The organism is Rothia sp. QJM3NY_36 (assembly GCF_056173115.1).
Genome location: NZ_CM149658.1, coordinates 1,065,946 through 1,090,966 on the forward strand (window position 1 = coordinate 1,065,946; position 25,021 = coordinate 1,090,966).

The 25,021-nt window shown below is 72.7% G+C and carries 22 protein-coding genes and 1 tRNA gene; 21 read left to right on the plus strand and 2 right to left on the minus strand.

The window, feature by feature from the left end; translation table 11 throughout:
- The first annotated feature begins 21 nt into the window (after positions 1–21).
- The 7 genes from pnuC to hisF all read left to right on the plus strand — a co-directional run bounded on the left by pnuC (position 22) and on the right by hisF (position 6,471).
- Positions 22–759, plus strand: coding sequence for a nicotinamide riboside transporter PnuC (pnuC, locus tag AC0VXQ_RS04665; protein WP_058730309.1), 738 nt, complete (start codon positions 22–24; stop codon positions 757–759).
- Positions 756–1,859 carry a bifunctional diaminohydroxyphosphoribosylaminopyrimidine deaminase/5-amino-6-(5-phosphoribosylamino)uracil reductase RibD gene (gene ribD / locus AC0VXQ_RS04670; RefSeq protein WP_263619084.1) on the plus strand — a complete coding sequence of 368 codons (1,104 nt, stop codon included), beginning with the start codon at positions 756–758 and terminating at the stop codon, positions 1,857–1,859. Before pnuC ends, ribD begins: the two co-directional genes overlap by 4 nt.
- Positions 1,860–1,932: 73 nt before the next feature.
- Entirely contained in the window at positions 1,933–3,927 is a 1,995-nt protein-coding gene (gene ribB, locus AC0VXQ_RS04675; protein WP_475529286.1) for a 3,4-dihydroxy-2-butanone-4-phosphate synthase, read from the plus strand.
- Positions 3,924–4,409: a 6,7-dimethyl-8-ribityllumazine synthase gene (ribH, locus tag AC0VXQ_RS04680; protein WP_358293960.1), complete on the plus strand. Its 486-nt coding sequence runs from the start codon at positions 3,924–3,926 to the stop codon at positions 4,407–4,409. The genes ribB and ribH overlap by 4 nt, the downstream gene beginning before the upstream one ends.
- A 114-nt stretch (positions 4,410–4,523) precedes the next feature.
- Positions 4,524–4,787 (plus strand): phosphoribosyl-ATP diphosphatase, encoded by a 264-nt coding sequence (locus AC0VXQ_RS04685; protein WP_064725242.1) that lies wholly within the window; start codon positions 4,524–4,526, stop codon positions 4,785–4,787.
- A gap of 30 nt (positions 4,788–4,817) precedes the next feature.
- Positions 4,818–5,663 carry an ATP phosphoribosyltransferase gene (gene hisG, locus AC0VXQ_RS04690; protein WP_075513890.1) on the plus strand — a complete coding sequence of 282 codons (846 nt, stop codon included), beginning with the start codon at positions 4,818–4,820 and terminating at the stop codon, positions 5,661–5,663.
- A 43-nt stretch (positions 5,664–5,706) separates the two neighbouring features.
- Positions 5,707–6,471, plus strand: a complete 765-nt coding sequence (gene hisF, locus AC0VXQ_RS04695) for an imidazole glycerol phosphate synthase subunit HisF (RefSeq protein WP_475529290.1) — start codon at positions 5,707–5,709, stop codon at positions 6,469–6,471.
- Between the two features lie 17 nt (positions 6,472–6,488).
- On the opposite strand, the gene AC0VXQ_RS04700 is transcribed toward hisF, so the two are convergent.
- The gene (locus tag AC0VXQ_RS04700; protein ID WP_064725240.1) at positions 6,489–7,160 is read right to left on the minus strand and encodes a maleylpyruvate isomerase family mycothiol-dependent enzyme; all 672 of its coding nucleotides are present in this window, start codon (positions 7,158–7,160) and stop codon (positions 6,489–6,491) included.
- A gap of 81 nt (positions 7,161–7,241) precedes the next feature.
- On the opposite strand from AC0VXQ_RS04700, the gene hisI reads away from it, so the two are divergent.
- From hisI to AC0VXQ_RS04750, 10 genes are all read left to right on the plus strand, one after another.
- On the plus strand, positions 7,242–7,715 hold the full coding sequence (gene hisI, locus AC0VXQ_RS04705) for a phosphoribosyl-AMP cyclohydrolase (protein ID WP_475529387.1): 474 nt from the start codon (positions 7,242–7,244) through the stop codon (positions 7,713–7,715).
- A complete protein-coding gene (locus AC0VXQ_RS04710) occupies positions 7,712–9,340 on the plus strand; it encodes an anthranilate synthase component I (protein WP_475529292.1) in 1,629 nt (542 codons plus the stop codon). The genes hisI and AC0VXQ_RS04710 overlap by 4 nt, the downstream gene beginning before the upstream one ends.
- Positions 9,337–9,993: a Trp biosynthesis-associated membrane protein gene (locus tag AC0VXQ_RS04715; RefSeq protein WP_196826020.1), complete on the plus strand. Its 657-nt coding sequence runs from the start codon at positions 9,337–9,339 to the stop codon at positions 9,991–9,993. The genes AC0VXQ_RS04710 and AC0VXQ_RS04715 overlap by 4 nt, the downstream gene beginning before the upstream one ends.
- A 66-nt stretch (positions 9,994–10,059) precedes the next feature.
- A complete protein-coding gene (locus AC0VXQ_RS04720) occupies positions 10,060–10,323 on the plus strand; it encodes an HGxxPAAW family protein (RefSeq protein ID WP_061225461.1) in 264 nt (87 codons plus the stop codon).
- Between the two features lie 133 nt (positions 10,324–10,456).
- Entirely contained in the window at positions 10,457–11,293 is an 837-nt protein-coding gene (gene trpC, locus AC0VXQ_RS04725; protein WP_279751929.1) for an indole-3-glycerol phosphate synthase TrpC, read from the plus strand.
- On the plus strand, positions 11,290–12,759 hold the full coding sequence (gene trpB, locus AC0VXQ_RS04730; RefSeq protein ID WP_196826019.1) for a tryptophan synthase subunit beta: 1,470 nt from the start codon (positions 11,290–11,292) through the stop codon (positions 12,757–12,759). Before trpC ends, trpB begins: the two co-directional genes overlap by 4 nt.
- Complete coding sequence (gene trpA / locus AC0VXQ_RS04735) at positions 12,756–13,724, plus strand: tryptophan synthase subunit alpha (protein ID WP_279751928.1); 969 nt, start codon at positions 12,756–12,758, stop codon at positions 13,722–13,724. Before trpB ends, trpA begins: the two co-directional genes overlap by 4 nt.
- Positions 13,721–14,608 carry a prolipoprotein diacylglyceryl transferase gene (gene lgt, locus AC0VXQ_RS04740; RefSeq protein ID WP_058731319.1) on the plus strand — a complete coding sequence of 296 codons (888 nt, stop codon included), beginning with the start codon at positions 13,721–13,723 and terminating at the stop codon, positions 14,606–14,608. The genes trpA and lgt overlap by 4 nt, the downstream gene beginning before the upstream one ends.
- A gap of 301 nt (positions 14,609–14,909) precedes the next feature.
- Positions 14,910–19,547, plus strand: a complete 4,638-nt coding sequence (gltB, locus tag AC0VXQ_RS04745; RefSeq protein ID WP_475529295.1) for a glutamate synthase large subunit — start codon at positions 14,910–14,912, stop codon at positions 19,545–19,547.
- Positions 19,540–21,000: a glutamate synthase subunit beta gene (locus tag AC0VXQ_RS04750; protein ID WP_475529297.1), complete on the plus strand. Its 1,461-nt coding sequence runs from the start codon at positions 19,540–19,542 to the stop codon at positions 20,998–21,000. The genes gltB and AC0VXQ_RS04750 overlap by 8 nt, the downstream gene beginning before the upstream one ends.
- Before the next feature lie 123 nt (positions 21,001–21,123).
- On the opposite strand, the gene AC0VXQ_RS04755 is transcribed toward AC0VXQ_RS04750, so the two are convergent.
- On the minus strand, positions 21,124–21,675 hold the full coding sequence (locus tag AC0VXQ_RS04755; protein ID WP_475529299.1) for a flavodoxin domain-containing protein: 552 nt from the start codon (positions 21,673–21,675) through the stop codon (positions 21,124–21,126).
- A 139-nt stretch (positions 21,676–21,814) separates the two neighbouring features.
- On the opposite strand from AC0VXQ_RS04755, the gene pyk reads away from it, so the two are divergent.
- The 4 genes from pyk (at position 21,815) to AC0VXQ_RS04775 (ending at position 24,921) form a co-directional block, all read left to right on the plus strand.
- Positions 21,815–23,284, plus strand: coding sequence for a pyruvate kinase (gene pyk / locus AC0VXQ_RS04760; protein WP_061225457.1), 1,470 nt, complete (start codon positions 21,815–21,817; stop codon positions 23,282–23,284).
- Between the two features lie 98 nt (positions 23,285–23,382).
- A tRNA-Leu gene (locus tag AC0VXQ_RS04765) sits at positions 23,383–23,467 on the plus strand.
- A 134-nt stretch (positions 23,468–23,601) separates the two neighbouring features.
- Positions 23,602–24,066, plus strand: a complete 465-nt coding sequence (locus AC0VXQ_RS04770; protein ID WP_064725233.1) for an SRPBCC family protein — start codon at positions 23,602–23,604, stop codon at positions 24,064–24,066.
- Between the two features lie 180 nt (positions 24,067–24,246).
- On the plus strand, positions 24,247–24,921 hold the full coding sequence (locus AC0VXQ_RS04775) for an ANTAR domain-containing response regulator (protein WP_260009749.1): 675 nt from the start codon (positions 24,247–24,249) through the stop codon (positions 24,919–24,921).
- The last annotated feature ends 100 nt before the right edge of the window (positions 24,922–25,021 follow it).

The window sequence follows — 25,021 nt, forward strand, 5'->3', positions numbered from 1 at the left end:
GGTCCTCGAGAAGGAGAGAACATGGACTTCCTGCGGTGGCTCTTCGACGCCCAGCTCACCATCGGCGGTGGGTTCATCCTGTGGCGCGAAGTGATCGGCAACCTCTTCGGCCTGGCCTCGGCCCTGGGCGGCATGCGCCGGAAGGTCTGGGCCTGGCCGGTGGGCATCATCGGCAACCTGCTGCTGTTCACGGTGTTCCTCGGCGCCGTGTTCGGCTCCCCGAATCCCGTGAACATCCTCGGCCAGGCCGGGCGCCAGGTCATGTTCATCATCGTCTCCGTCTACGGCTGGTGGCAGTGGCGGGCAGCCCGCGGGCAGGACGGCGCCGCCGTCACCCCGCGCTGGGCCAGCACCCGGGAGCGGGTGCTGCTGGTGGTCCTGCTCTTCGGCGGCACCGCCGCCCTGACCCCGGTGTTCCGGGCCCTGGGCTCCTACGAGCCGGTCTGGTCCGACGCCTGGATCTTCGTCGGCTCCCTGCTGGCCACCTGGGGCATGGCCCGCGGCTGGGTGGAGTTCTGGCTGATCTGGGTGGCCGTGGACGTGGTCGGGGTGCCCCTGCTGTTCTCCGCCGGGTACTACGCCTCCGGGCTGATGTACCTCTTCTACGGCTGCTTCACCCTCACCGGCTTCTTCGTCTGGTGGCGCACCCGACGTCGTGCAGACCGGGTGCGAGTTGAGACCCGCTTCCCGGACCCCACCGTGGAGGTGGCCGGCGGCGCAGCCGAGACCCCCGCCGAGTCCTCCACCGAGCGCCGATGAGCCCGGCACCGAACGCCCGTGCCGGGAGCGGGCGATCGTCCGGGTCGAGCGCGGAGGAGCGGCTGATGGGCCTCGCCCTGGCCGAGGCCGCCCGCGGACCTCGTGGGGCCAATCCGCTGGTCGGGGCGGTGCTCGCGGATCGGGACGGCACCGTGCTGGCTGTGGGCCACCACCGCGGGGCCGGCACCGCCCACGCCGAGCCGGACGCGCTGGCCGCGGCTCGGCGCGCCGGAACCGACCCGCGCGGGGCGACCCTGTGCGTGACGCTGGAGCCGTGCGATCACACCGGGCGCACCGGCCCGTGCACCGAGGCGATCCTCGCCGCCGGTGTCACCCGGGTGATCATCGGCGCCCCGGATCCCACCGGGGACGGCGCCGGGGGAGCGGCCCGCCTGTGTGCGGCCGGCGTCGAGGTGATCACCGGGGTGCTGCCCGAGCAGGCGCGGGAGCTGAACCACCGCTGGACCCGCGCCCGCGCCGAGGACCGTCCCTTCGTGACCGCCAAGACCGCGAGCACCGCCGACGGCTTCGTCGCCGCGGCCGATGGGACCAGCCGGTGGATCACCGGGCCCGAGGCCCGCGCCCACGCCCACCGGCTGCGCGCCCGGGTGGACGCGGTGCTGGTGGGCACCGGCACCGCCCTGGCCGATGACCCCCGGCTCACCGCCCGGGACGAGACGGGCGCGTCCCTGGCGCATCAGCCGCTGCGGGCGGTCATGGGACGCCGCACCCTGCCGGACACCGCCGCCCTCACCCGCGACGGCGGAGCCCTGCGCCTGGACACCCGCGACCCGGTCGAGGCCCTGCGGCGGCTGCGCGAGCGCGGCGTCGAGCACGTGCTGCTGGAAGGTGGGCCCACCCTGCTCACCGCCTTCCTCGCCGCGGACCTCGTGGACGAGCTGTGGTGGTACCGCGCGCCCCTGCTCCTCGGGGAAGGCGCCCCCGCCATCGGCCCGCTGGGCGTGGGCGGGCTGGGCGAGGCCCGGCGCTGGCGCACCGACCGCACCGGACCCGGCATCTCCGACGCCGCGCGCGGCGTCGAGATCCTCGGCCCCGACGTGCTCACCCGCTGCGAACCTCAGCCCCGGCCCGCGCCCTGACCACCCCTCACCCACCTGAGACCCCACCCCTCGAGAACGGGCGCGCCGCCGACGACGCGCCGGAGAGGACCCCATGTTCACCGGAATCATCGACCACCTCGGCACCGTCGAGACCCTGGAGCGCACCGGCGACGCCGCCCGGCTGCGCCTCCGCGCCGGAGACCTCATCCGCGACCTGCCGCACGGCGGCTCCCTGGCCGTGGACGGCGTGTGCCTGACCGCCGTGCCCGACCCCGAAGCCGGCGAGGGCGTCTTCCTCGCCGACGTCATGGGCGAGACGCTGCAGCGCACCACCATCGGCCGCCTCGCCCCGGGAGATGCGGTCAACCTGGAACGCTGCCTGCCGGCCGGCGGGCGCTTCGACGGGCACATCGTGCAGGGCCACGTGGACGGCACCGGGAGCGTCATGGCGATCACCGAGCACCCCGCCTGGACCGTGCTGCGCATCGGCATCCCCGAGCGTCTGGCCCCGCAGCTGGCGGAGAAGGGCTCGATCGCCGTCGCCGGGGTCTCCCTGACCGTGACCCGCACCAGCCCCGCCGGCACCACCCCCGCCTGGTTCGAGGTCGGCCTGATCCCCGCGACCCGCACCGCCACGACCCTCGGGAGCGTGCGCATCGGGGATGCGGTGAACCTGGAGACCGACGCCGTGGCCAAGTACCTGCTGCGCTCGCGGGAGTTCGAGCGGGCGCTGCTGGGAGCCGACAGCGCCCCCGAGGACGACACCCCCGCGGCGGACGCACCGGACCGCCCCGTCGCCTCGGGGTCGGCCGCCGCACCGCACCGCGCCCCCGCGGCGATCGACCCCGACGCCGCCGCCGAGCCGGTGCGCCTGGACCGGGTCCAGGAGGCCCTGTCCGCCCTGCGCACCGGCGGGCTCGTCGTCGTGGTGGACGATGAGGACCGGGAGAACGAGGGCGACCTGATCGGGGCGGCCGCGACCCTGGATGCGGCGGGGCTGGGCTTCATGATCCGGCACACCTCCGGGGTGGTCTGCGCCCCGATGAGTACCGCGAGGGCCGACGCCCTGGGGCTGCCGCCGATGCTCGCGCGCAACGAAGACCCCAAGGGCACCGCCTACACTGTCACCTGCGACGCCGCCGCCGGGATCACCACCGGGATCAGCGCCGCGGACCGGACCCGCACCCTGCGGGTGCTCGCCGACCCCGCGAGCACCCCCGCGGACCTCACCCGCCCGGGGCACGTGCTGCCGCTGCGGGCCGTGGACGGCGGGGTCCGGGACCGTCCCGGGCATACCGAGGCCGCGGTGGAGCTGATGCGCCTGGCCGGGCTGCCCGAGGTCGCAGCGATCGCCGAGGTGGTGCACGAGGACGGCTCGATGCGCCGCAGCCCGGACCTGCGGGCCTTCGCCGATGAGCACGGACTGCCGATGATCTCCATCGAGCAGCTGATCGCCCACCTCGACGCCGCCCCGACCGCGCCTCCCGCGCCCGAGCCGGTGCTGGTGCCCACCGAGCACGGACTGTTCGCGGTGCGCGCCTGGCCCGGGGCGGGCGGGGTGGAGCACCTGTCCGCCACCGCCGTGCACCCGGACGGCACACCCCGCACTGGCCCGGGCGCCCCGCTGGTGCGCCTGCACTCGGAGTGCCTGACCGGGGACGTGCTGGGCTCGCTGCGCTGCGACTGCGGACCCCAGCTGCGCCAGGGGCTGGCGATGCTCGCCGCACGCGGCGGCACCCTGGTCTACCTGCGCGGGCATGAGGGCCGCGGCATCGGCCTGGGGGAGAAGCTGCGGGCCTACGCCCTGCAGGACGCGGGCCTGGACACCGTGGAGGCCAACCTGGCCCTGGGCCACCCGGCCGATGCCCGCACCTGGGAGGAGGCCGCCGCGATCCTGCGGGCCCTGGGCCTGCACACCGGGATCCGGCTGGTGACCAACAACCCCGCCAAGGCCGACGGGCTGCGCGCCGCCGGCATCCCGGTGCACGAGCTGGTGCCGGATGAGATCCCCCCGCAGGAGCACAGCGCCCGCTACCTGCGCACCAAGAAGGAGCGCATGGGCCACCTGCTGGACCTGACCATGACGACCGAGAGGACACCCCGATGAGCGGACACGGAGCACCCCGACGCGACCCGAACACCCCGAGAGATCCCCGCGCGCGCACCCTGCGCGTCGGGATCGTCGCGGCCAGCTGGCACGAGGAGGTCATGGGCGGCCTGCTGGCCGGGGCCCGCCGCACCCTGGCCAAGGCCGGAGTCCCCGAGCCCACCGTGGTCCGGGTGCCCGGCTCCTTCGAGCTGTCGGTGGTCGCCGCCCGGCTGGCCCGCACCCACGACGCCGTCGTCGCCCTGGGGGTGGTCATCCGCGGCGGCACCCCGCACTTCGACTACGTCTGCTCCGCGGCCACGGACGGGCTGACCCGGGTGGCCCTGGAGACCGGAACCCCCGTGGGCTTCGGCCTGCTGACCTGCGATGACGAGGAGCAGGCCCGGGACCGGGCCGGGCTGGAGGGCTCCCGGGAGGACAAGGGCGCGGAGGCCGCCGACGCCGCGGTGCGCACCGCCCTGGTCCTGGCCGACCTGGACTGAGCCCGCCCGGATCCCTCGCAGCCCCTCCGGAGGGGTCCCGGCCCCGCCCGATGGGTGAGACGCTTCAGCCTGCGGCCCGCGCACCCGGTGCGCGGGCCGGTAGGCTGGGGGACCGTGAAGGATTTCGAGACGCTCTACGCCGAACTGGCCGAGAAGGCCGCCACCCGCCCCGAGGGCTCCCGCACCGTCGCCGAGCTGGACTCCGGGGTGCACGGCATCGGGAAGAAGATCGTCGAGGAGGCCGCCGAGGTGTGGCTGGCCGCCGAGTACCAGTCGGATGCGGAGCTGGCCGAGGAGGCGTCCCAGCTGATCTACCACCTGCAGGTCATGCTCATCGCCCGCGGGCTGAACCCCGCCGACGTCTACCGCTACCTCTGATCCCGCCCCTCCCGGAAGGACATCCCACGGATGCTGCGCATCGCCGTGCCCAACAAGGGCTCCCTCTCCCAGGCCGCCCAGACCATGCTCACCGAAGCCGGGTACCTCCAGCGTCGGGACTCCCGCGAGCTGGTGCTCGCCGATGAGGCCAACGACGTCGAATTCTTCTACCTGCGGCCCCGGGACATCGCCGTGTATGTCGGCTCCGGGACCCTGGACGTCGGGATCACCGGGCGGGACCTGCTGATGGACTCCCCGGGCGGGGCGGAGGAGACCCTGCCCCTGGACTTCGCCCGCTCCACCTTCCGCTTCGCCGGGCCCCGCGGGGCCTTCGCCAGCGTGGAGGACCTCGCGGGTCAGCGCATCGCGACCAGCTACCAGAAGCTGGTCACCGACCACCTCACGGCCCGCGGCATCGAGGCCGAGGTGGTGCGCCTGGACGGGGCCATCGAGTCCTCGATCCGGCTGGGCGTGGCCGATGCGATCGCCGACGTCGTGGAGACCGGCAACACCATGCGCGCGGCCGGACTGGAGCCCTTCGGGGAGCCGGTGATGCGCTCCGAGGCCGTGCTGATCCGTCGCCCCGGCACCCCGGACACGGACGCCCTGCAGGTGCTCTCCCGGCGGCTGCGCGGGGTCCTGGTGGCCCGGCAGTACGTGCTGATGGACTACGACGTCGCCGAGGAGCACCTGCAGGCCGCCACCGCCCAGACCCCCGGGCTGGAGGCGCCCACCGTCTCCCCGCTGCAGCGGGAGGGCTGGTACGCGGTGCGGGCCATGGTGCCCAAGAACATGACCAACCGGATCATGGACGGGCTCTACGAGGTCGGGGCGCGGGCCATCCTCGTCTCCCCGATCGCCGCGGCCCGGCTTTGACCGGACGCCGCACCGCACACACCGGAACAGGAGGAGGAAGCCGATGGGGCTGGCCGTGCGTGTGATCCCCTGCCTGGACGTGGACGCCGGGCGGGTGGTCAAGGGAGTGAACTTCGAGGGCCTGGTGGACGCCGGGGACCCCGTGGAGCTGGCCGCCCGCTACCACCGGGCCGGGGCCGATGAGCTGACCTTCCTGGATGTGACCGCCTCCTCCGGGAACCGGGAGACCACCTGGGAGGTCGTCGGACGCACCGCCGAGCAGGTGTTCATCCCGCTGACCGTCGGCGGGGGAGTCCGGGGCGTGGCGGACGTGGATCGGCTGCTGCGGGCCGGGGCGGATAAGTGCTCCGTGAACTCCGCGGCCGTGCGCGAACCCGGGATCATCGATGAGATCGCCCGCCGCTTCGGCAATCAGGTGCTGGTGCTCTCGGTGGACGCCAAGCGCACCGGGAACACGGCCTCGGGCTTCGAGATCACCACCCACGGCGGGCGGCGCCTGACCGGCATCGACGCGGTGGACTGGGCCCGGGAGGGTGCCTCCCGCGGGGCCGGGGAGATCCTGCTGAACTCGATGGACGCCGACGGCACCCGGGACGGCTTCGACCTGGAGATGATCCGGGCGGTGCGCACCGTCGTGGACGTCCCGCTGATCGCCTCCGGCGGGGCCGGCCAGCCCGCCGACTTCCCGCCGGCCGTGGACGCCGGGGCCGACGCGGTACTGGCGGCCTCGGTGTTCCACTTCGGCCCGGAGAACGCGATCGCCGAGGTCAAGGACGCCCTGCGGGCCGCGGGGCACGAGGTCCGCTGATCCCCACCCCGCCGGGATCAGCTCAGCTCGACGTCGGCCTTGCGGCCGAACAGGTGCAGCAGCAGCTCCAGGGGCCGGCCGGTGACCGTCACGGGCTCCTTCTCCGGGGCGCGCACCACCGCCTGCACCGCCCGACCCGGCAGGGACTCGCGCGCCGGGCGGCGCAGCACGCGCTCGCCGAACACCGGCTCGCCGTCGGCGTCCGTGCCGACCAGGCGCAGCCCGCCCGGGTGGCGCAGGGCCGAGATCAGGCCGACTCCGCCGAGCTTCCCCCAGATCAGCTCCTGCTCATCGGGGCGGAACGGAGTCAGGGCGGCCAGCTCGGCCCGCCCCTCCTCCTGCCCGCGCACCACATCCTCGCGGTGCACCAGGTACTCGATGGTGTTCATGCCCGCATCCACCCGGCCGATCGCCCGGGCCGGGGTGCGCGCCCCCGTGAAGCGGCGCAGGCCGTCGGCGTACTCGTCGGGGGAGGCCAGCTGGTCCCCGAGCTGCCGAGTCAGCCGCTCGGTGCGCGCGGCCAGCGGCGGCAGCGCGACCCCGGCCGCGACATCCGGGCGGGTCTCGCGCAGCAGCAGGTGGGCCAGCAGGTCCCGGGTCCGCCACCCCTCGCACAGGGTGGGTCGGTCCGGTCCGGCGGCCTTGAGAACCTCGGCCAGGTGGGCGCGCAGCTCGGTGATCATCGTCATCTGCCCATGGTAGGCCCGGAGCCCGCACCGCAAGCCCCGCCACGGCGGGCGGGGGAGCGGGGCGGGTACAGTGGCCGGGTGATGAACACCCCCGAGACCCCCGCGCAGCAGCCCGCGCAGGACGCCGCGCAGCAGCCCGAGCTGGACCCCGCGATCCGCGAGCGGCTGAAGCTGGACCCGCAGGGCCTGCTGGCCGCCGTCATCCAGCAGCACGACACCGGCGAAGTCCTCATGCTCGGCTGGATGGACCCCGAAGCCCTGCGCCGCACCCTGACCACCGGGCGGGTCACCTTCTGGTCCCGCTCCCGCCAGTCCTACTGGCGCAAGGGGGACACCTCGGGGCACCGGCAGTACGTCCGCTCCGTGGCCCTGGACTGCGACGGCGACGCTCTGCTGGTGCGCGTGGAGCAGATCGGGGCCGCCTGCCACACCGGCACCCGCACCTGCTTCGACGCCGACCCGCTGCCCGCCGTCGTCGGCGACCCGCAGCAGACCCCCGCAGACCCCGCAGCACCCGCCGCCGACCGTCAGCCGCCGAAGGAGGACCGGCCATGACCCGCACCCCCGAGATCCGCCCCACCCGCGAGGAGTTCCGGGAGCTGGCCCGCACCCGCCGGGTCATCCCCGTGCGCGCCAGCGTGGTCGCCGACGCGATGACCCCCATCGGCCTGTACCGGGCCTTGGTCGCCCGCGACGGGGACCCCCGCCCCGGCACCTTCCTCCTGGAATCCGCGAACGAATCCGCCTCCTGGTCTCGCTGGTCCTTCATCGGCGTGAGCTCCCGGGCCACGCTGACCGCCAAGGACGGTGCCGCCCACTGGCAGGGCACCGTGCCCGCCGGGGCCCCCGAGGGCGGGGACCCGGTCGAGGCGATCCGGGAGACCCTGCGCATCCTGCACACCGAGCCCTTCGAGGACGTGCCCCCGCTGACCTCGGGGCTGGTCGGCTACCTCGGCTGGGACGCGGTGCGCCACTGGGAGCGCCTGCCGAACCCGCCGGCCGATGACCTGCACCTGCCGGAGTTCGCCCTGAACCTCGTCTCGGACCTGGCCGTGCACGACCACCGGGACGGCACCGTGACCCTGGTGGCCAACGCCGTGAATTGGGACGGCACGGACGCCCGCGTGGACGAGGCCTACGACGACGCCGTCGCCCGCGTGCACGCCATGCTGGCCGACCTCTCCCGGCCCCTGCCGCGCACCACCGTCTCCACCGCCACCGCCCCGCAGGACGTGGAGCAGCGGTTGGAGGAGGAGGTGCAGGAGAGCTGGGAGCGCCAGCAGTTCCTCAATGCGATCGTGCAGGCCAAGCACGCCATCCGGGACGGGGACATCTTCCAGGTGGTCCTCTCCCGCCGCTTCGAGGCCCCCTGCGAGGCCTCCCCGCTGGAGGTCTACCGGACCCTGCGCCGCACCAACCCCTCCCCGTACATGTACCTGTACACGTTCGCCGCCGACGACGAGGCCGCCGAGCCCTTCCACATCGTCGGCTCCTCGCCGGAGGCGCTGGTCACGGTCCAGGGCCGCACCGCCACGACCCACCCGATCGCCGGCTCCCGGCCCCGGGGTGCCGACCGCACCGAGGATCTGGCCCTGGCCGAGGAGCTGCTGGCCGATGAGAAGGAGCGTTCCGAGCACCTGATGCTCGTGGACCTGGCCCGCAACGACCTCTCCCGCATCGCCCGGCCCGGCACGGTGGCGGTCACCCAGTTTATGGACATCGAGCGGTTCAGCCACATCATGCACATCTCCTCCACCGTGGAGGCGCAGATGGCGGAGGAGGCCACGGCCTACGATGTGCTGCGCGCGACCTTCCCGGCCGGCACCCTCTCCGGGGCGCCCAAACCCCGGGCCCTGCAGATCATCGACGAGTACGAACCGCACCGGCGCGGGGTCTACGGCGGGGTGGTCGGCTACTTCGACTTCGCCGGGAACATGGACATGGCCATCGCCATCCGCACCGCGGTGCTGCGCAAGGGCCGCGCCTGGGTGCAGGCCGGGGCCGGGATCGTCGCCGACTCCGTGCTGGAATCCGAGGCCGCGGAGACCGTCGCGAAATCCGCCGCCCCGTTGCGGGCGGTGCTCGCGGCCCGGGACCTCACGCCCCTGGACGCCGACGCCGACGGGGCGGGCCCCAAGGCCGACGCGGTCGATAGCGCCCGGGACGGGGCGGCCTCGTGAGCGCAGCACGGACCCCGGCCCCCACGATCGAGGGGGAGGAGGACTCCCGGACCCCCCGGACCCGCGGGGCGGGCCGCCTGATCCTGCTCAGCCTCCTGGTCCCGGCCCTGGCCTTCGCGGCGACCCTGCCGACCTGGGTCACCGCCCAGGTGGATACCGTGCTGGCCCAGCGCCAGGACATCAACGTGCCCGGCACCACCGCGGCCCCCGCGGTCTCCGCACTCGCCCTGGTCGCGCTGGCCGGGGTGCTCACGGTGCGCATCGCCGGGCCCGTGCTACGCACGGTGATCTGCGCCGTCATCGCCTTGGCCGGGATCGGCACGGTGCTCGCGGCGCTGAGCGTGCCCCTGGACCCGGAGGGCGCCGCCCGCTCCAGCGTCGGGCAGCGCACCGGCGCGGTCGGAGCGGGCGGGGATTACACGGTGCACCCCTGGCCGTGGGTGTGCCTGGTCTTCGCCGTGGGCATCGTCGTCATGGCCGTGGTCCTGTGGCGGGCCTCCCGCTCCTGGCGCGGGGCCGGGCGCCGCTTCGAACGCCCGGAGCAGCGGGCCGCGGCGACCCGGGAGACGGCGCCGGCGCCCGAGCAGGCCCCGCACGCGCGGGACATCGACGCCTGGGATCGGCTCAGCCGCGGCGAGGATCCCACCGCCTGAACCGGCATGCACTAGACTGAGTCGGAGCATACGCATCGCACCCTGGGCGCAGAAGGAGCACTTCCCGTGACCTATGACAACCCCGACGTTCTGGTCTCCGAGCCGGTGGAGGGCCACGGCAGCACCGTGGCCGCCTGGTTCCTGGTCATCGTCACCACGATCGGGCTGATCGTGGCCACCGTCGCCTTCGACACCTTCCACCTGGTGGGCATGTGCGTGGGCTTCGGCATCATGATCGTGGGCCTGGGCGGCTCCGCCGTGCTCAAGGCCCTGGGCTACGGCAAGGACGGCAAGCACACCCTCGCCCGGGCCCGCTCCGCCGAGGACTAGCCCCATCGTCTTCCGACCGCAGCGCCCCCTGACCCCGCGCCACCACGGCGCCCGGGGCTCCAGAGGGGCGCTGTCGGCTTAACGGCTTCCCCACCGTTCCCCGCACCCGATCCGAAAGCGACGCACCACCCCCATGACAGTCCTGGACGAGATCATCGCCGGAGTCCGCGAGGACCTGGAGGCCCGCCGGGCCGAGATCAGCCTCGAGGAGCTGGCCAAGAAGGTCGCCTCCGTCTCCCCGACCCGCGACGCCCTGGCCGCCCTGCGCGGCGCCGGCGTCGCCACCGTCGAGATCATCGCGGAGGTCAAGCGGGCCAGCCCCTCCAAGGGGGACCTGGCCGAGATCCCGGAGCCGGCTCGTCTGGCCCACGAGTACGAGGCCGGCGGGGCTGCGGCGATCTCGGTGCTCACCGAGTCCCGCCGTTTCCAGGGTCGCCTGGCGGACCTGGACGCGGTGCGCGCGGAGGTCTCCATCCCGCTGCTGCGCAAGGACTTCGTCATCGACCCGTACATGATCTGGGAGGCTCGCGCCCACGGGGCGGACCTGGTGCTGCTGATCGCGGCGATCCTGGATGACGAACAGCTGCGCGAGTACCTGGAGCTGACCCACCGGCTGGGCATGAACGCGATCGTGGAGGCCCACACCGAGGAGGAGGTGGACCGGGCCGTGGCGACCGGGGCGAAGATCATCGGGATCAACACCCGCAACCTCAAGACCCTGGAGACCGACCCCGCGCACTTCGCGACCCTGGCGGACCGGATCCCCGAGGGGCGCCTGATCGTCGCCGAATCCGGGGTGACCGGCCCCGAGGTGGTCGCCGACTACGCCGCGGCCGGGGCCGACGTCGTGCTGGTGGGGGAGGCGCTGGTGCGCACCGAGGACCCGCGCGAGGCCGTCTCCGAGTTCCGCAACCACGGACGCCGGGCCCGCGCGGCCCGGCTGGAGAGCATCGAGGAGGAGCGGGCATGAGCGAGCAGCCGCGCGACGGCGCCAGCACGGCAACCCCCCAGGACCCCGGAGCCCGGGACGCCGGGGATGCCGGGCTGGCCGAGGCCTTCCTCGCCGGGGACCGCCCCGACGGCTCCGCGGGCGCGCACTCCCTGCGCGATGCCCCGGGGCCGTACTTCGGGCGCTACGGCGGCCGGTGGATGGCCGAATCGCTGATCCGGGCGATGGACGAGCTGGAGGAGACCTTCGAGAAGGCCAAGGCGGATCCGGCCTTCGCCGAGGAGTTCCAGCGGCTCTCCCGCGAGTACTCCAACCGCCCCTCCCTGCTCACCGAGGCCGCACGCCTCAGCGAACGGGCCGGCGCCCGGATCTTCCTCAAGCGCGAGGACCTGAACCACACCGGCTCCCACAAGATCAACAACGTCATGGGTCAGGCCCTGCTGGCCCGGCGCATGGGCAAGACCCGCCTCATCGCGGAGACCGGCGCCGGCCAGCACGGCGTGGCCACGGCGACCGCAGCGGCGTACTTCGGCATGGAGTGCGTGATCTACATGGGCGAGGAGGACACCCGGCGCCAGGCCCTGAACGTGGCGCGCATGCAGCTGCTCGGGGCCCGGGTGGTCGCGGTGCAGACCGGCTCGCGCACCCTGAAGGACGCGATCAACGAGGCCCTGCGGGACTGGGTGGCCCATGTGGACACGACCCACTACCTGCTGGGCACCGCCGCCGGCGCCCACCCGTTCCCGGCCATGGTCCGGTACTTCCACGACGCGATCGGCACCGAGGCCCGCGCCCAGGTGCGCGAGGCCACCGGCGCCCTGCCCGACGCCGTCGCGGCCTGCGTGGGCGGCGGCTCCAACGCGATCGGCATCTTCCACGCCTTCCTGGATGACCCCGTGGACCTGTACGGCTTCGAGGCCGGCGGAGACGGGGTGGAGACCGGTCGCCACGCCGCGACCATCACCCTGGGGCGCCCGGGGATGCTGCACGGGGCGATGACGTACCTGATGCAGGACGAGGACGGGCAGACCATCGAGTCCCACTCCATCTCCGCGGGCCTGGACTACCCGGGGGTGGGCCCGGAGCACGCGCACCTGGCCGACATCGGGCGGGTCTCCTACCAGCCGGTCACGGACACCGAGGCCATGGACGCCCTGCGCCTGCTGTGCTGCACCGAGGGCATCATCCCCGCGGTGGAATCCGCCCACGCCCTGGCCGGGGCGCTGCGGGTGATCGAGCAGTGGAAGGCCGAGGACCCGGAGGCGGCGCGGGAGAAGGTCATGGTCGTGTGCCTGTCCGGACGCGGGGACAAGGACATGGACACCGCGGTGCGCTGGTTCGGGCTGGGCGAGGCCGAGCCCAGCTCCCAGCTGCACGGGGCGGGCACGCAGACCCAGACCGACGCCGTGCACGCCGCGGACCCGCAGGCCGCCGAGCAGCTGCCGACCGACAAGCACGAGGACACCGCCGAAGGGATGCAGCGATGAGCACCGACCCGACCGCAGCCCGCCGCGCCGAGGCCGCACCGGAAGGGGCAGAGCAGGCCGCACCCCGCGGGATCCGGCTGCCCACCGAGTTCCCGCCGGCCCCCGAGCACTCCCGGCTGGCCGAGCGCCTGGCGGCCTGCCGCGAGCAGGGCCGCCCCGCCCTCATCGGGTACCTGCCCGTGGGCTACCCCAGCACGGAGGAGTCCATCGCCGCGGCCATCGAGCTGGGCCGATCCGGGGCGGACATCATCGAACTCGGCGTGCCGTACTCGGACCCCGTCATGGACGGGCCCGTGATCCAGGAGGCCACCGCGATGGCCCTGGCCCACGGCTTCCGGGTGGACGAGCTGTTCCGCGCGGTCCGGGAGATCACCGCGGCCACGGACGCCGTCGTCGTGGTGATGACCTACATCAACCCGGTGCTGCGCCGCGGCGTGGACCGCTTCGCCCGGGAGCTGACCGAGGCCGGGGGAGCGGGGATCATCACCCCGGACCTGGTCCCGGAGGAGGCCGAGCAGTGGTTCGCGGCCAGTGCCGCGCACGGGCTGGACCGGATCTTCCTGGCCGCTCCCTCTTCCACCGCCCAGCGCCTGGAGATGATCTCCCGGGCCTCCAGCGGCTTCGTCTACGCTGTCTCGGTGATGGGCGTGACCGGGGCCAGGGAGAAGGTCTCCGACGCCGCCGAGAAGCTCGTGGCGGACCTGCGCGCCGCCGGGGCGCCCGCGGTGTGCGTGGGCCTGGGCGTCTCGCGTCGGGAGCACGTCGAGCAGATCGGGGCCTACGCCGACGGCGTCATCGTCGGCACCGCCCTGGTGCGGGCCCTGGGCGAGGGTGGCCCCGAGGCCGTCGGGGCGCTGACCCGGCAGCTGGCCGGGCGCGAGCCCTCCGGGGACGACGCGGCCGAGCCCGCCCCCAGCACCGCTCCGCGGGATCCGCGGGTCCCGTCCGGGGAGTCCCGCCTGTGAGCCCGCTCGCCGTGCTGGCGGCCATCCCGTCGCCGTCCTGGAGCGCCTTCCACCTCGGCCCGCTGACGATCCACGCCTACGCGCTGTGCATCCTGCTGGGCATCGTCGTGTGCCTGTGGCTGACCTCCCGGCGCTGGGCCGCGGCAGGGGAGGACCCGGACACCCTCTGGGACATCGCCTACGTCGCGATCCCCCTCGGGCTGGTCGGGGCCCGGCTGTACCACGTGCTGATCACCGCGCCCGAGGACTACTTCGGGCCCGGCCGGAACCCGTGGGATGCCCTGAAGATCTGGGAGGGCGGCATCGGCATCATGGGGGCGATCTCCTGCGGGGCGCTGGGCGCCTGGATCGCCTGCCGGCGCCTGGGGCTGTCCCTGACCAAGTTCGCCGACGCCGCGGCCCCCGGGATCCTGCTGGCCCAGGGCATCGGCCGCTGGGGCAACTGGTTCAACCAGGAGCTGTTCGGCAAGCCGACGACCCTGCCGTGGGGCCTGGAGATCGACCCCACCAGCTACAACTTCCCGCACCAGTACCCGCCGGGCACCCTGTTCCACCCGACGTTCCTCTACGAATCCCTCTGGGACGTGCTCGGGGCGCTGCTGCTGCTGTGGATCTCCCGCCGCGGGCTGCTGAAGCTGGGCCAGACCTTCTGGGCCTACGTGGCCTACTACGGCTTCGGTCGGCTGATGATCGAGCTGTTCCTGCGCATCGACCACTCCCAGGAGCTGCTGGGGCTGCGCATCCACGTGTGGACCGCCGGGCTGCTGGTGGTCCTCGGGCTGATCATGCTGGGGGTGTTCGGGCGCCGTCCCCGGGACTCGGAGGAGCGTCCGGATGCTGGAACGCAGGGTCACACTTTGGAGAACGCCGGGGACCCGCGGTAGTTTTGCATCACATCACCTGAGGAGAATCGGTCGTCCAGTGCGCCCCACCGGCGCCGCACGGCCCACTCGACCCTCCCCGCCGCCGCATCCGGCCGGACGGGATACGAGCGGACGAGCCTCGTCCACGCTGCAACGACGCGGCCACCGTGGAGACACTGGTTCGGAAGAGATCGCGCCGGCGCGTCCGCGCGGGCCCGGTTCCCCCAGGGCCCGCCGCCTCCTCGCCCGAGGATCTCACCTCGAGGGTCCGGGTCGGCGCACCCGACTCCACGGTGGCCCCGACCGGGAGGAGTCCGCGACCATGCCCGACGTCGACCAGACCGGTGAGCGCGCCCGCTCGCCCTTCGAGACCTTCTCCGCCGCGCCCCGGGACACCGGGCTGTACCACCCCGACCAGGAGAAGGACGCCTGCGGGCTGGCGATGATCGCCACCCTCAGCGGGGAGGGCTCCCACGAGATCGTCGACCAGGCCCTGATCGCCCTGCGCGCCCTGGAGCACCGGGGCGCGGTGGGCGCGGACGAGGGCACCGGCGACGGCGCGGGGATCCTCCTGCAGATCCCGGACGCCTTCTTCCGGGCGGAGGCCGACTTCGCCCTGCCCCCGCTGGGGGAGTACGCGGTGGGCACCGCCTACCTGCCCACCGACGGCATCGGCGCCGAAGAGCACCTGCAGGCCCTGACCGAGCTGGCCGAGGCCGAGGGGCTGCGGGTGCTGGGCACCCGGGTGGTGCCCATCGTGGAGTCCGTGGTGGGCAAGAGCTCCCGCGCCGTGATGCCGCACTTCGTGCAGATCTTCGTCGCCGAGGGCGGCGGCCAGGAGGCCTTCACCGGGCACATCCCCGTGGTGGGTCTGGACGAGGACGCCCGCCGGCGCCAGCTGGACCAGAAGGCCTTCCGGGTGCGCAAGCGCGCCCAGCACAAGCTCGGGGTGTACTTCTCCTCCTTCTCCAGCCGCACCATCACCTACAAGGGCATGCTCACCACCGCCCAGCTGGAGCCGTTCTACCCGGACCTGTCCGATCCGCGGTTCACCACCCGCCTGGCGATCGTGCACTCCCGGTTCTCCACCAACACCTTCCCCTCCTGGCCGCTGGCCCAGCCCTTCCGCACCATCGCGCACAACGGCGAGATCAACACCGTCAAGGGCAACCGCAACTGGATGCGGGCCCGGCAGTCCCAGCTGAAGTCCCCGCTGCTCGGGCGCAACCCGGAGGAGCTGTTCCCGATCTGCTCCGTCGGGGCCTCGGACTCGCAGTCCTTCGACGAGGTCGCCGAGCTGCTGATGCTCTCCGGGCGCTCGCTGCCGGAGGCGATCATGATGATGATCCCCGAGGCTTGGGAGAACCACGAGACCATGGACGAGGACCGGCGGGCCTTCTACCGGTACCACTCCACGCTGATGGAGCCGTGGGACGGCCCCGCCGCGGTGACCTTCACCGACGGCGCCCTGGTCGGCTCGGTGCTGGACCGCAACGGGCTGCGCCCGGGCCGGTACTGGGTCACCGAGGACGGTCTGGTGGTCTTCGCCTCGGAGGTCGGCGTCGTCGAGCTCGGGGATCGGAAGGTGGTGCGCAAGGGCCGAGTGTCCCCGGGGACCATGTTCCTCGTGGACACCGAGGCCGGGCGGATCGTCCCGGATGAGGAGATCAAGGCGGAGGTGGCCGCGCGCAACCCCTGGAAGCAGTGGTGCGAGCAGAACATCACCACCCTGGAGTCCCTGCCCCAGCGGGAGCACCAGCAGTCCTCCCCGCGCTCGATCCTGCTGCGCCAGCAGACCTTCGGGTACACCCACGAGGAGCTGAACAAGATCCTCAAGCCGATGGCCCGCACCGGGGCGGAGCCGATCTACGCGATGGGCACCGACACCCCGATCGCCGCTCTGGCCGAGCGGCCCCGGCTGCTGTTCGACTACTTCGTGCAGTCCTTCGCCCAGGTCACCAACCCCCCGCTGGACTCGATCCGCGAGCAGCTGGTCACCTCCCTGGGCACCAGCATCGGCCCGGACGGCAACCTGCTGCGCAACGGCTACGTCCCGACCCACCACCTGGAGCTGCCGTTCCCGGTGCTGGACAACGATGAGCTGGACAAGATCGTGCACCTGGAGGACGAGGACGGGATGTCCACGGCCCTGAAGGTGCGCGGGCTCTACGACCCGGCCGGCGGTGCCGCCGCCCTGCGCGCCCGGATCACCGAGATCTGCGAGAAGGTCTCCGCGGCGATCCACCGCGGGGTGCAGTACATCGTGCTGTCCGACCGCAGCTCCTCGGCCACCTGGGCCCCCATCCCGTCGCTGCTGCTCACCGCGGCGGTGCACCACCACCTGCTGCGCTCGGCCACCCGCACCAAGGTGGGCCTGGTCGTGGAGGCCGGGGACGTGCGCGAGGTGCACCACGTGGCCTGCCTGATCGGCTACGGCGCCTCCGCGGTCAACCCGTACCTGGCCATGGAATCCGTGGAGCACCTGGTGCGCACCGGGGAGCTGACCGAGGTCAGCCCGCAGCAGGCGGTGCGCAACCTCATCACGGCCCTGGGCAAGGGGCTGCAGAAGATCATGTCCAAGATGGGCATCTCCACGGTCAGCTCCTACACCGGCGCGCAGACCTTCGAGGCCCTGGGGCTGTCCCAGTCCCTGATGGACGAGTACTTCACCGGCACCCACTCCCAGCTGGGCGGGGCCGGGCTGGAGGTCATCGCCGAGGAGACCCGGGCCCGCCATGCCCGCGCGTACCCCGCCGACGGCGTCTCCGTGCCCTTCCGCGCCCTGGAGACCGGCGGGGAGTACGACTGGCGCCGGGACGGCGCCCCGCACCTGTTCGACCCGCACACGGTGTTCCGGCTGCAGCACGCGACCCGCACCCGCCGCTACGACATCTTCAAGTCCTACACCCGCCGGGTGGATGACCAGTCCGAGCGGCTGATGACCCTGCGCGGGCTGATGGCCTTCCGCCCGGACCGCGAACCGGTGCCGCTGGAGGAGGTGGAGCCGGTCTCCTCGATCGTCAAGCGCTTCTCCACCGGGGCGATGTCCTACGGCTCGATCTCCCAGGAGGCCCACCAGACCCTGGCCATCGCGATGAACCGGCTGGGCGCGAAGTCCAACACCGGCGAGGGCGGGGAGGACCTGGAGCGGCTGCTGGACCCCGAGCGGCGCTCGGCCATCAAGCAGGTGGCCTCCGGGCGCTTCGGGGTGACCAGCCTGTACCTGACCCACGCCGACGACATCCAGATCAAGATGGCCCAGGGCGCCAAGCCCGGGGAGGGCGGGCAGCTGATGTCCGCGAAGGTCTACCCGTGGGTGGCCCGCACCCGGCACGCGACCCCCGGGGTCTCGCTGATCTCCCCGCCGCCGCACCACGACATCTACTCCATCGAGGACCTGGCGCAGCTGATCTACGACCTCAAGCGCGCCAACCCGAAGGCGCGGGTGCACGTGAAGCTCGTCTCCGAGATCGGGGTGGGCACGGTCGCGGCCGGGGTGACCAAGGCCAAGGCCGACGTCGTGCTGATCTCCGGGCACGACGGCGGCACGGGGGCCGCCCCGCTGAACTCCCTGAAGCACGCCGGGGCGCCGTGGGAGCTGGGCCTGGCCGAGGCGCAGCAGACCCTGATGCTCAACGGGCTGCGCGACCGGGTGGTCGTGCAGGCCGACGGGCAGATGAAGACCGGGCGCGACGTCGTCATCGCGGCCCTGCTGGGAGCCGAGGAGTACGGCTTCGCGACCGCCCCGCTGGTGGTGGAGGGCTGCATCATGATGCGCAAGTGCCACCTGGACACCTGCCCGGTGGGGGTGGCCACCCAGAACCCGGTGCTGCGCGAGCGGTTCACCGGCAAGGCCGAGCACGTGGTGAACTTCTTCGAGTTCATCGCCGAGGAGGTCCGCGAGCACCTGGCGACCCTGGGCTTCCGCAGCCTCGAGGAGGCCATCGGGCACGCCGAGGTGCTGGACACCGAGCGGGCCGTGGCCCACTGGAAGGCCGAGGGGCTGGACCTGACCAACGTGCTGCGCTCCACCGCGGTGGAGTATGGCGGGCAGGGGGTGCGCAACCTGCGCGGGCAGGACCACGAACTGGACAAGCACCTGGACGCCGAGCTGATCCGCCTGGCCGCCCCCGCCCTTCAGCAGCGCACGCCCGTGTCCCTGGAGCACACCGTGATCAACACGGACCGCGCCGTCGGCACGATGCTCGGCAACGCGGTGACCGCGACCTTCGGCCCGGAGTTCCTGGACCCGGACACCATCACCGTGAACCTGTCCGGGCAGGCCGGGCAGTCCCTGGGCGCGTTCCTGCCGCAGGGCATCACCCTGCGCCTGGCGGGGGAGTCCAACGACTACGTCGGCAAGGGCCTGTCCGGCGGGCGGATCATCGTCCGGCCCCACCGGCAGGAGGGCTACCTGCCGCAGGAGAACGTGATCGCCGGCAACGTCATCGGCTACGGCGCCACCAGCGGGGAGCTGTTCCTCTCCGGGCAGGTGGGCGAGCGGTTCCTGGTGCGCAACTCCGGGGCCACCGCGGTCGCCGAGGGCATCGGAGACCACGGCTGCGAGTACATGACCGGCGGCACCGCGGTGATCATCGGACCCACCGGGCGCAACTTCGGCGCCGGGATGTCCGGGGGCACCGCCTACGTGCTGGACCTGGACCCGGTGGACGTCAACAGGGCCGCCCGGGAATCCGGGGAGCTGACCTTATCCGGACTGGACGAGCAGGATGAGCAGGTGGTCACCGCGCTGCTGGAGAAGCACTGGGCGGAGACCGGCTCCCCGGCGGCCCGCGCCCTGCTCGACGACGTCCCGGCCAGCCTGGCCCGATTCACCCGCGTGCTGCCGCGCGACTTCGCGGCCGTGCGGAGCATCCGCGAGCGCGCCGAGGAGAACGGCGCGGATCCGGACGGGGACGCCGTCTGGCAGGAGATCCTGGAGGTGACCGCCCGTGGCTGACCCCCGCGGCTTCCTGAAGCACACCCAGCGTCAGGACCGGCCCAAGCGCCCGGTCCCGGTGCGCATCCGGGACTGGAAGGAGGTGCAGGTCGAGCAGGACTCGGCCGTGCTCAAGGAGCAGGCCTCCCGCTGCATGGACTGCGGCGTGCCCTTCTGCCACCAGGGCTGCCCGCTGGGCAACCTCATCCCGGAGTGGAACGACCTCACCTGGCGGGGGCTGACCCGCGAGGCCGTGGACCGGATGCACGCGACCAACAACTTCCCGGAGTTCACCGGGCGGGTCTGCCCGGCCCCCTGCGAGGCCTCCTGCGTGCTGGGGATCAACCAGCCGCCGGTGACCATCAAGCAGGTGGAATACAGCATCGGGGAGTCCGCGTTCGAGGAGCACGTGATCACCCCGCAGGTGCCGGAGCGGCTCGTGGACCGCACGGTCGCCGTCGTCGGCTCCGGGCCGGCGGGTCTGGCCGCCGCCCAGCAGCTGACCCAGGCCGGGTTCACCGTCGCGGTGTACGAGCGGGAGGACCGCATCGGCGGCCTGCTGCGCTACGGCATCCCGGACTTCAAGCTGGAGAAGGAGGTCATCGAGCGGCGCCTGCGGGTCATGGAGGCCGAGGGCACCCGGTTCCGGCCCGGCGTGGAGATCGGCCGGGACATCACCTGGGATCAGCTGCGCCGCCGCTACGACGCCGTCGTGGTGGCCACCGGGGCGACCAAGCCGCGGGATCTGCCGATCCCGGGGCGGGAGCTTTCCGGGGTGCACTTCGCGATGGACTACCTGGTGGCCTCCAACCGGGTGCAGGCAGGCGACGAGGTGCCCGAGGCGATCGACGCGGCCGGCAAGCACGTGGTGGTCCTGGGCGGCGGGGACACCGGTGCCGACTGCATCGGCACCGCCCACCGGCAGGGCGCGGCCTCGGTGACGACCCTGGCGATCGGGCGCAAGCCCCCGGAGGAGCGGGCCGAGCACGAGCCGTGGCCGATGTTCCCGAACCTCTTCGAGGTGGCCAGCTCCCACGAGGAGGGCGGGCGCCGGAACTACCTGGCCTCCACGGTGGAGTTCGTGGGCGAGGACGGGAAGCTGACCGGGATCCGGGTGGCCGAGACCGAGTACCGCGAGGACGGCAAGCGGGTGCCCAAGGCGGGCACCGAGCACGTGATCCCCGCGGACCTGGTGTTCGTGGCCCTGGGCTTCACCGGCCAGGACTCCGAGGCGATCACCGAGCAGCTGGGGGCGCCGCTGGATTCGCGCACCAACGTGGCCCGGGATGAGCGGTACATGACCGCGGTGGACGGGGTGTTCTCCTGCGGCGACGCCGGGCGCGGCCAGTCCCTGGTGGTGTGGGCCATCGCCGAGGGGCGGGCCTGCGCGGCGGCGGTGGAGCGGCACCTGCTGGGTGCGACGGCGCTGCCGGAGCCGGTGCGGCCCAGCGACCGGCCGATCGACCTGCTCTGAGCCGACGGCGCGGGGGGGGGGGGCTGGGCGCGGTGGGTCAGACGCGATGGGTCTGCCCCCGCCGCGTCGGGCCGCGCGGCGTCGCTCCGGCCGGGTCTCTCCGTCTGGGGCGCTCCGTCCGGGTCAGCCGCGCTGGGCCCGCACCGCGGCCACGAAGTCCGCGGTGCTGGCCCGGTCCGAGTAGTCCGCGGATCCGCCGTAGGAGTCGATCATCTGCTGATCGGAGACGGACTTGTCCGGCTTGGCCTTCAGGAAGGTGCGCACCCCCATCATCGCGGTGCGGTGGGTCCGGGACAGGCGCGAGTAGTCGATGCCGCCGCGGAAGTGTCCGGTGGGCACCGTGCCGCGGCGCGGGGCGTAGGCGGTGGGCAGGTTCTTGGCCAGCTGCCCGTCCAGCTTCTCGGCGGTCGCGGAGACGGTCCCGGAGAAGGAGACCGTGAAGAAGCCCAGGGCCCGCCCGTCCAGGTGGGGTGCCAGGCGCTCGGCCTCGGCGGCGTCGGTGAGCTTGCCGGCGTAGTCGCTGAAGCCCAGCACGACGGCGTCGGCCTCGGCGACGTCGTCCGGGGTGGCCGAGGCCAGGTCCAGGGCGGTGCCCTCGAGGTCCTCGGCGATCCACTGGGCGTAGGTGCGGGTGTAGCCGTAGTGGGAGCCGTACAGCACGAGGGCGCCGGACATGTTCTCCTCCTGGGGTCTCTCGGATCTTCCCTCAGCCTAACCCGCGGTGTGGGAATGTGTGGGATTGAACGCGGACACGGTGGGTTCACCCGGCGCCGATGACTGTTCATGTGGCTTTGCGAGAACTAGAGTGGAAGCCATGAGACGCGCAAAGATCGTATGCACCCTGGGTCCGGCACTGTCCTCCTACGACAAGCTCTCCGAGGCCATCTCGGCCGGATTGAACGTCGCCCGCCTGAACATGAGCCACGGCGACCACGATGTCCACACCGCCAACTTCAACAACGTCCGCCGAGCCTCGCAGGACCTCAACAAGAACGTCGCGATCCTCGCCGACATCCAGGGGCCCAAGATCCGCCTGGAGACCTTCGTCAACGGCTCCGAGATGCTCGAGCCCGGCGACATCTTCAAGATCACCGCCGAGGACGTGCCCGGCACCAAGGAGATCTGCGGGACCACCTACAAGGGCCTGCCCGGGGACGTGCGCCCCGGGGACCTGCTGCTGATCGACGACGGCAAGGTCCGCCTGGAGGCCACCGAGGTCTCCGCGACCACCGTGACCACCCGCGTCGTGATCGGCGGGAAGGTCTCCGATCACAAGGGCATCAACATCCCCAACGCCGCGGTCTCCGTCCCGGCGCTGACCGAGAAGGACGAGAAGGACCTGCGCTGGGCGCTGCGCACCGGCGTCGACATCATCGCCCTGTCCTTCGTCCGCTCCGGGGACGACATCCTCCGCGTGCACGAGATCATGGAGGAGGAGGGGCTGAAGCTGCCCGTCATCGCCAAGATCGAGAAGCCGCAGGCGGTGGACAACCTCCAGGACATCATCGACAAGTTCGACGGCATCATGGTCGCCCGCGGCGACCTCGGCGTGGAGTACCCGCTGGAGGAGGTGCCGCTGGTCCAGAAGCGCGCGATCGAGCTGGCCCGCCGCTGGGCCAAGCCCGTGATCGTGGCGACCCAGGTGCTGGAGTCCATGATCTCCAACCCGATGCCGACCCGCGCGGAGGCCTCCGACTGCGCCAACGCGATCCTGGACGGCGCGGACGCGGTCATGCTCTCCGGGGAGACCTCCGTGGGCCAGTACCCGATCATCACCATCCAGACGATGGCGCGGATCGTGGAGTCCACCGAGGCCCACGGCCTGGACCGCGTCCCGGCCCTGGGTTCCAGCCCCCGCACCCGCGGCGGCGCGGTGACCCTGGCCGCGGTGAACATCGCCCAGCAGCTGGACGTCAACTTCATCTGCACCTTCACCCAGTCCGGCGACTCCGCCCGGCGCCTGTGCCGCCTGCGTCCGTCCAGGCCGATCCTGGCCTTCACCCCGGACCCCAAGGTGGCCGCGTTCATGGCCCTGTTCTGGGGCGTGCAGGCCGTGGTGGATCAGAAGGCGCAGTCCACGGACGAGATGCTCGCCGAGGTGGATCGCTACCTGATCTCCAAGGGCATGGCCACCAAGGACGAGATGATCGTGATGACCGCCGGCTCCCCGATGGGCGTGGCCGGCTCCACGAACATGGTCCGCGCCCACCGCGTGGGCGACCTGGACGACAACGGCGCTCCCGTGCCCGAGGAGCACGAGAAGCTGGGGCCGTACCGGGACTGATCCCGCGGTGATCCAGCGGTGACACCGGCCCGGGCGACGGGCTCGTGTACAGTGGGGGCGTCCTGCCGGGCAGCGATCCGGCGGACGCCCCCTTCCGCGCCCAAGTGGCGGAATCGGCAGACGCGCCGCACTCAAAATGCGGTGTCTTCGGACGTGTGGGTTCGAGTCCCACCTTGGGCACCACGGCCGCTCTGTACGGTCTCGACGGCGGCTGGTCAGGCGCGCGGTCTTGCGGCTGAGGGCGAACTCGGCCCCGCGCTCCCGGCCGCCGACTAGGGTGGATGGTGACCGCTGTTCCCTCACCCAAGGAGCAAGAGATGACCGACCAGACCTCGATCACGGTGACCCGCACCATCGACGCCCCGGCGAAGGACCTCTTCGACGTGCTGTCCAACCCCGAGCGGCACCAGGAGCTGGACGGCTCCGGGTTCATCGTCTCCGACGACAAGACCGACCGCATCCAGAAGGTCGGCGACGTCTTCCGCATGAACATGCACGGGGACCACATGGGCGGGGACTACAAGACCGAGAACCACGTGACCGGCTTCGACGAGAACAAGCTGATCTCCTGGAAGACCGCCCCCGAGGGCACCGAGCCCCCCGGCTGGGAGTGGGTCTGGGAGCTGGAGTCCACCGGCTCCGACTCCACCGATGTGCGCCTGACCTACGACTGGTCCGCCGTGGACCCGCAGTTCGCCCGCGAGGTCGGCTTCCCGCTGGTCAGCGAGGAGCAGCTGGAGTCCTCCCTGGACAAGCTCGCCGCCGCCGTCGCCGGCGCCTGAGCCGCCGTCGCACCCGACGCCGCCTCACCCTCTGCGCATGTCCCATCCCGCCGTCCGAGCGGGTGGGCGTAAAATGCGCAGAGGGTGAGGCGCTGTCCGTCCCGGGTCCCTTCCCGAGACGCGTGCGCTCACCCCGCACCCTTTTTCCGTGACCGTCCGCATCACCCAAGGAGACCGCCGATGTCCGAGAACAGCTCCACTCCCCAGGACTCCGCGGAGACCATCGACGTCAGCGCCGCGGCCGAGCCCGCCGCGGCCGAGACCACCCGGGCCGACTCCAACCGGCCGGTGCGCCGCGTCGTCGTCGCCGAGGACGAGGCCCTGATCCGGCTGGACATCGTGGAGATCCTCTCCGCCCGGGGATTCGACGTCGTGGCCCAGGCCGACAACGGCGAGGACGCGGTCTCCCTGGCCCAGGAGCATCGCCCGGACGTGGTGCTCATGGACGTGAAGATGCCCAAGATGGACGGGATCAGCGCCGCGGAGCACATCGCCAAGGAGCGCATCGCCCCCGTGGTGCTGCTGACCGCGTTCAGCCAGAAGGAGCTCGTGGACCGGGCCACCGAGGCCGGGGCGATGGCCTACGTGGTCAAGCCGTTCACGGAGAACGACCTCATCCCCTCCATCGAGGTCGCGATCAGCCGGTACGAGCAGATCAAGGCCCTCGAGCACGAGGTCACCGACCTCAAGGAGCAGTTCGAGACCCGCAAGCTCGTGGACCGGGCCAAGTCCCTGCTGATCACCAAGATGGGCCTGACCGAGCCGGAGGCCTTCCGCTGGATCCAGAAGACCTCCATGGACCGGCGCCTGTCCATGCGCGAGGTGGCCGAGACCATCATCGCCCAGGTCGCCTGAGCCCACGCACCGGGCGGGGTGACCCGCGCACAGCAGCCCCCGACGCCGCGATCCCGCGGCGTCGGGGGCTGTCCGCTTCCGCCGGAGGCCGCCCCGGAGG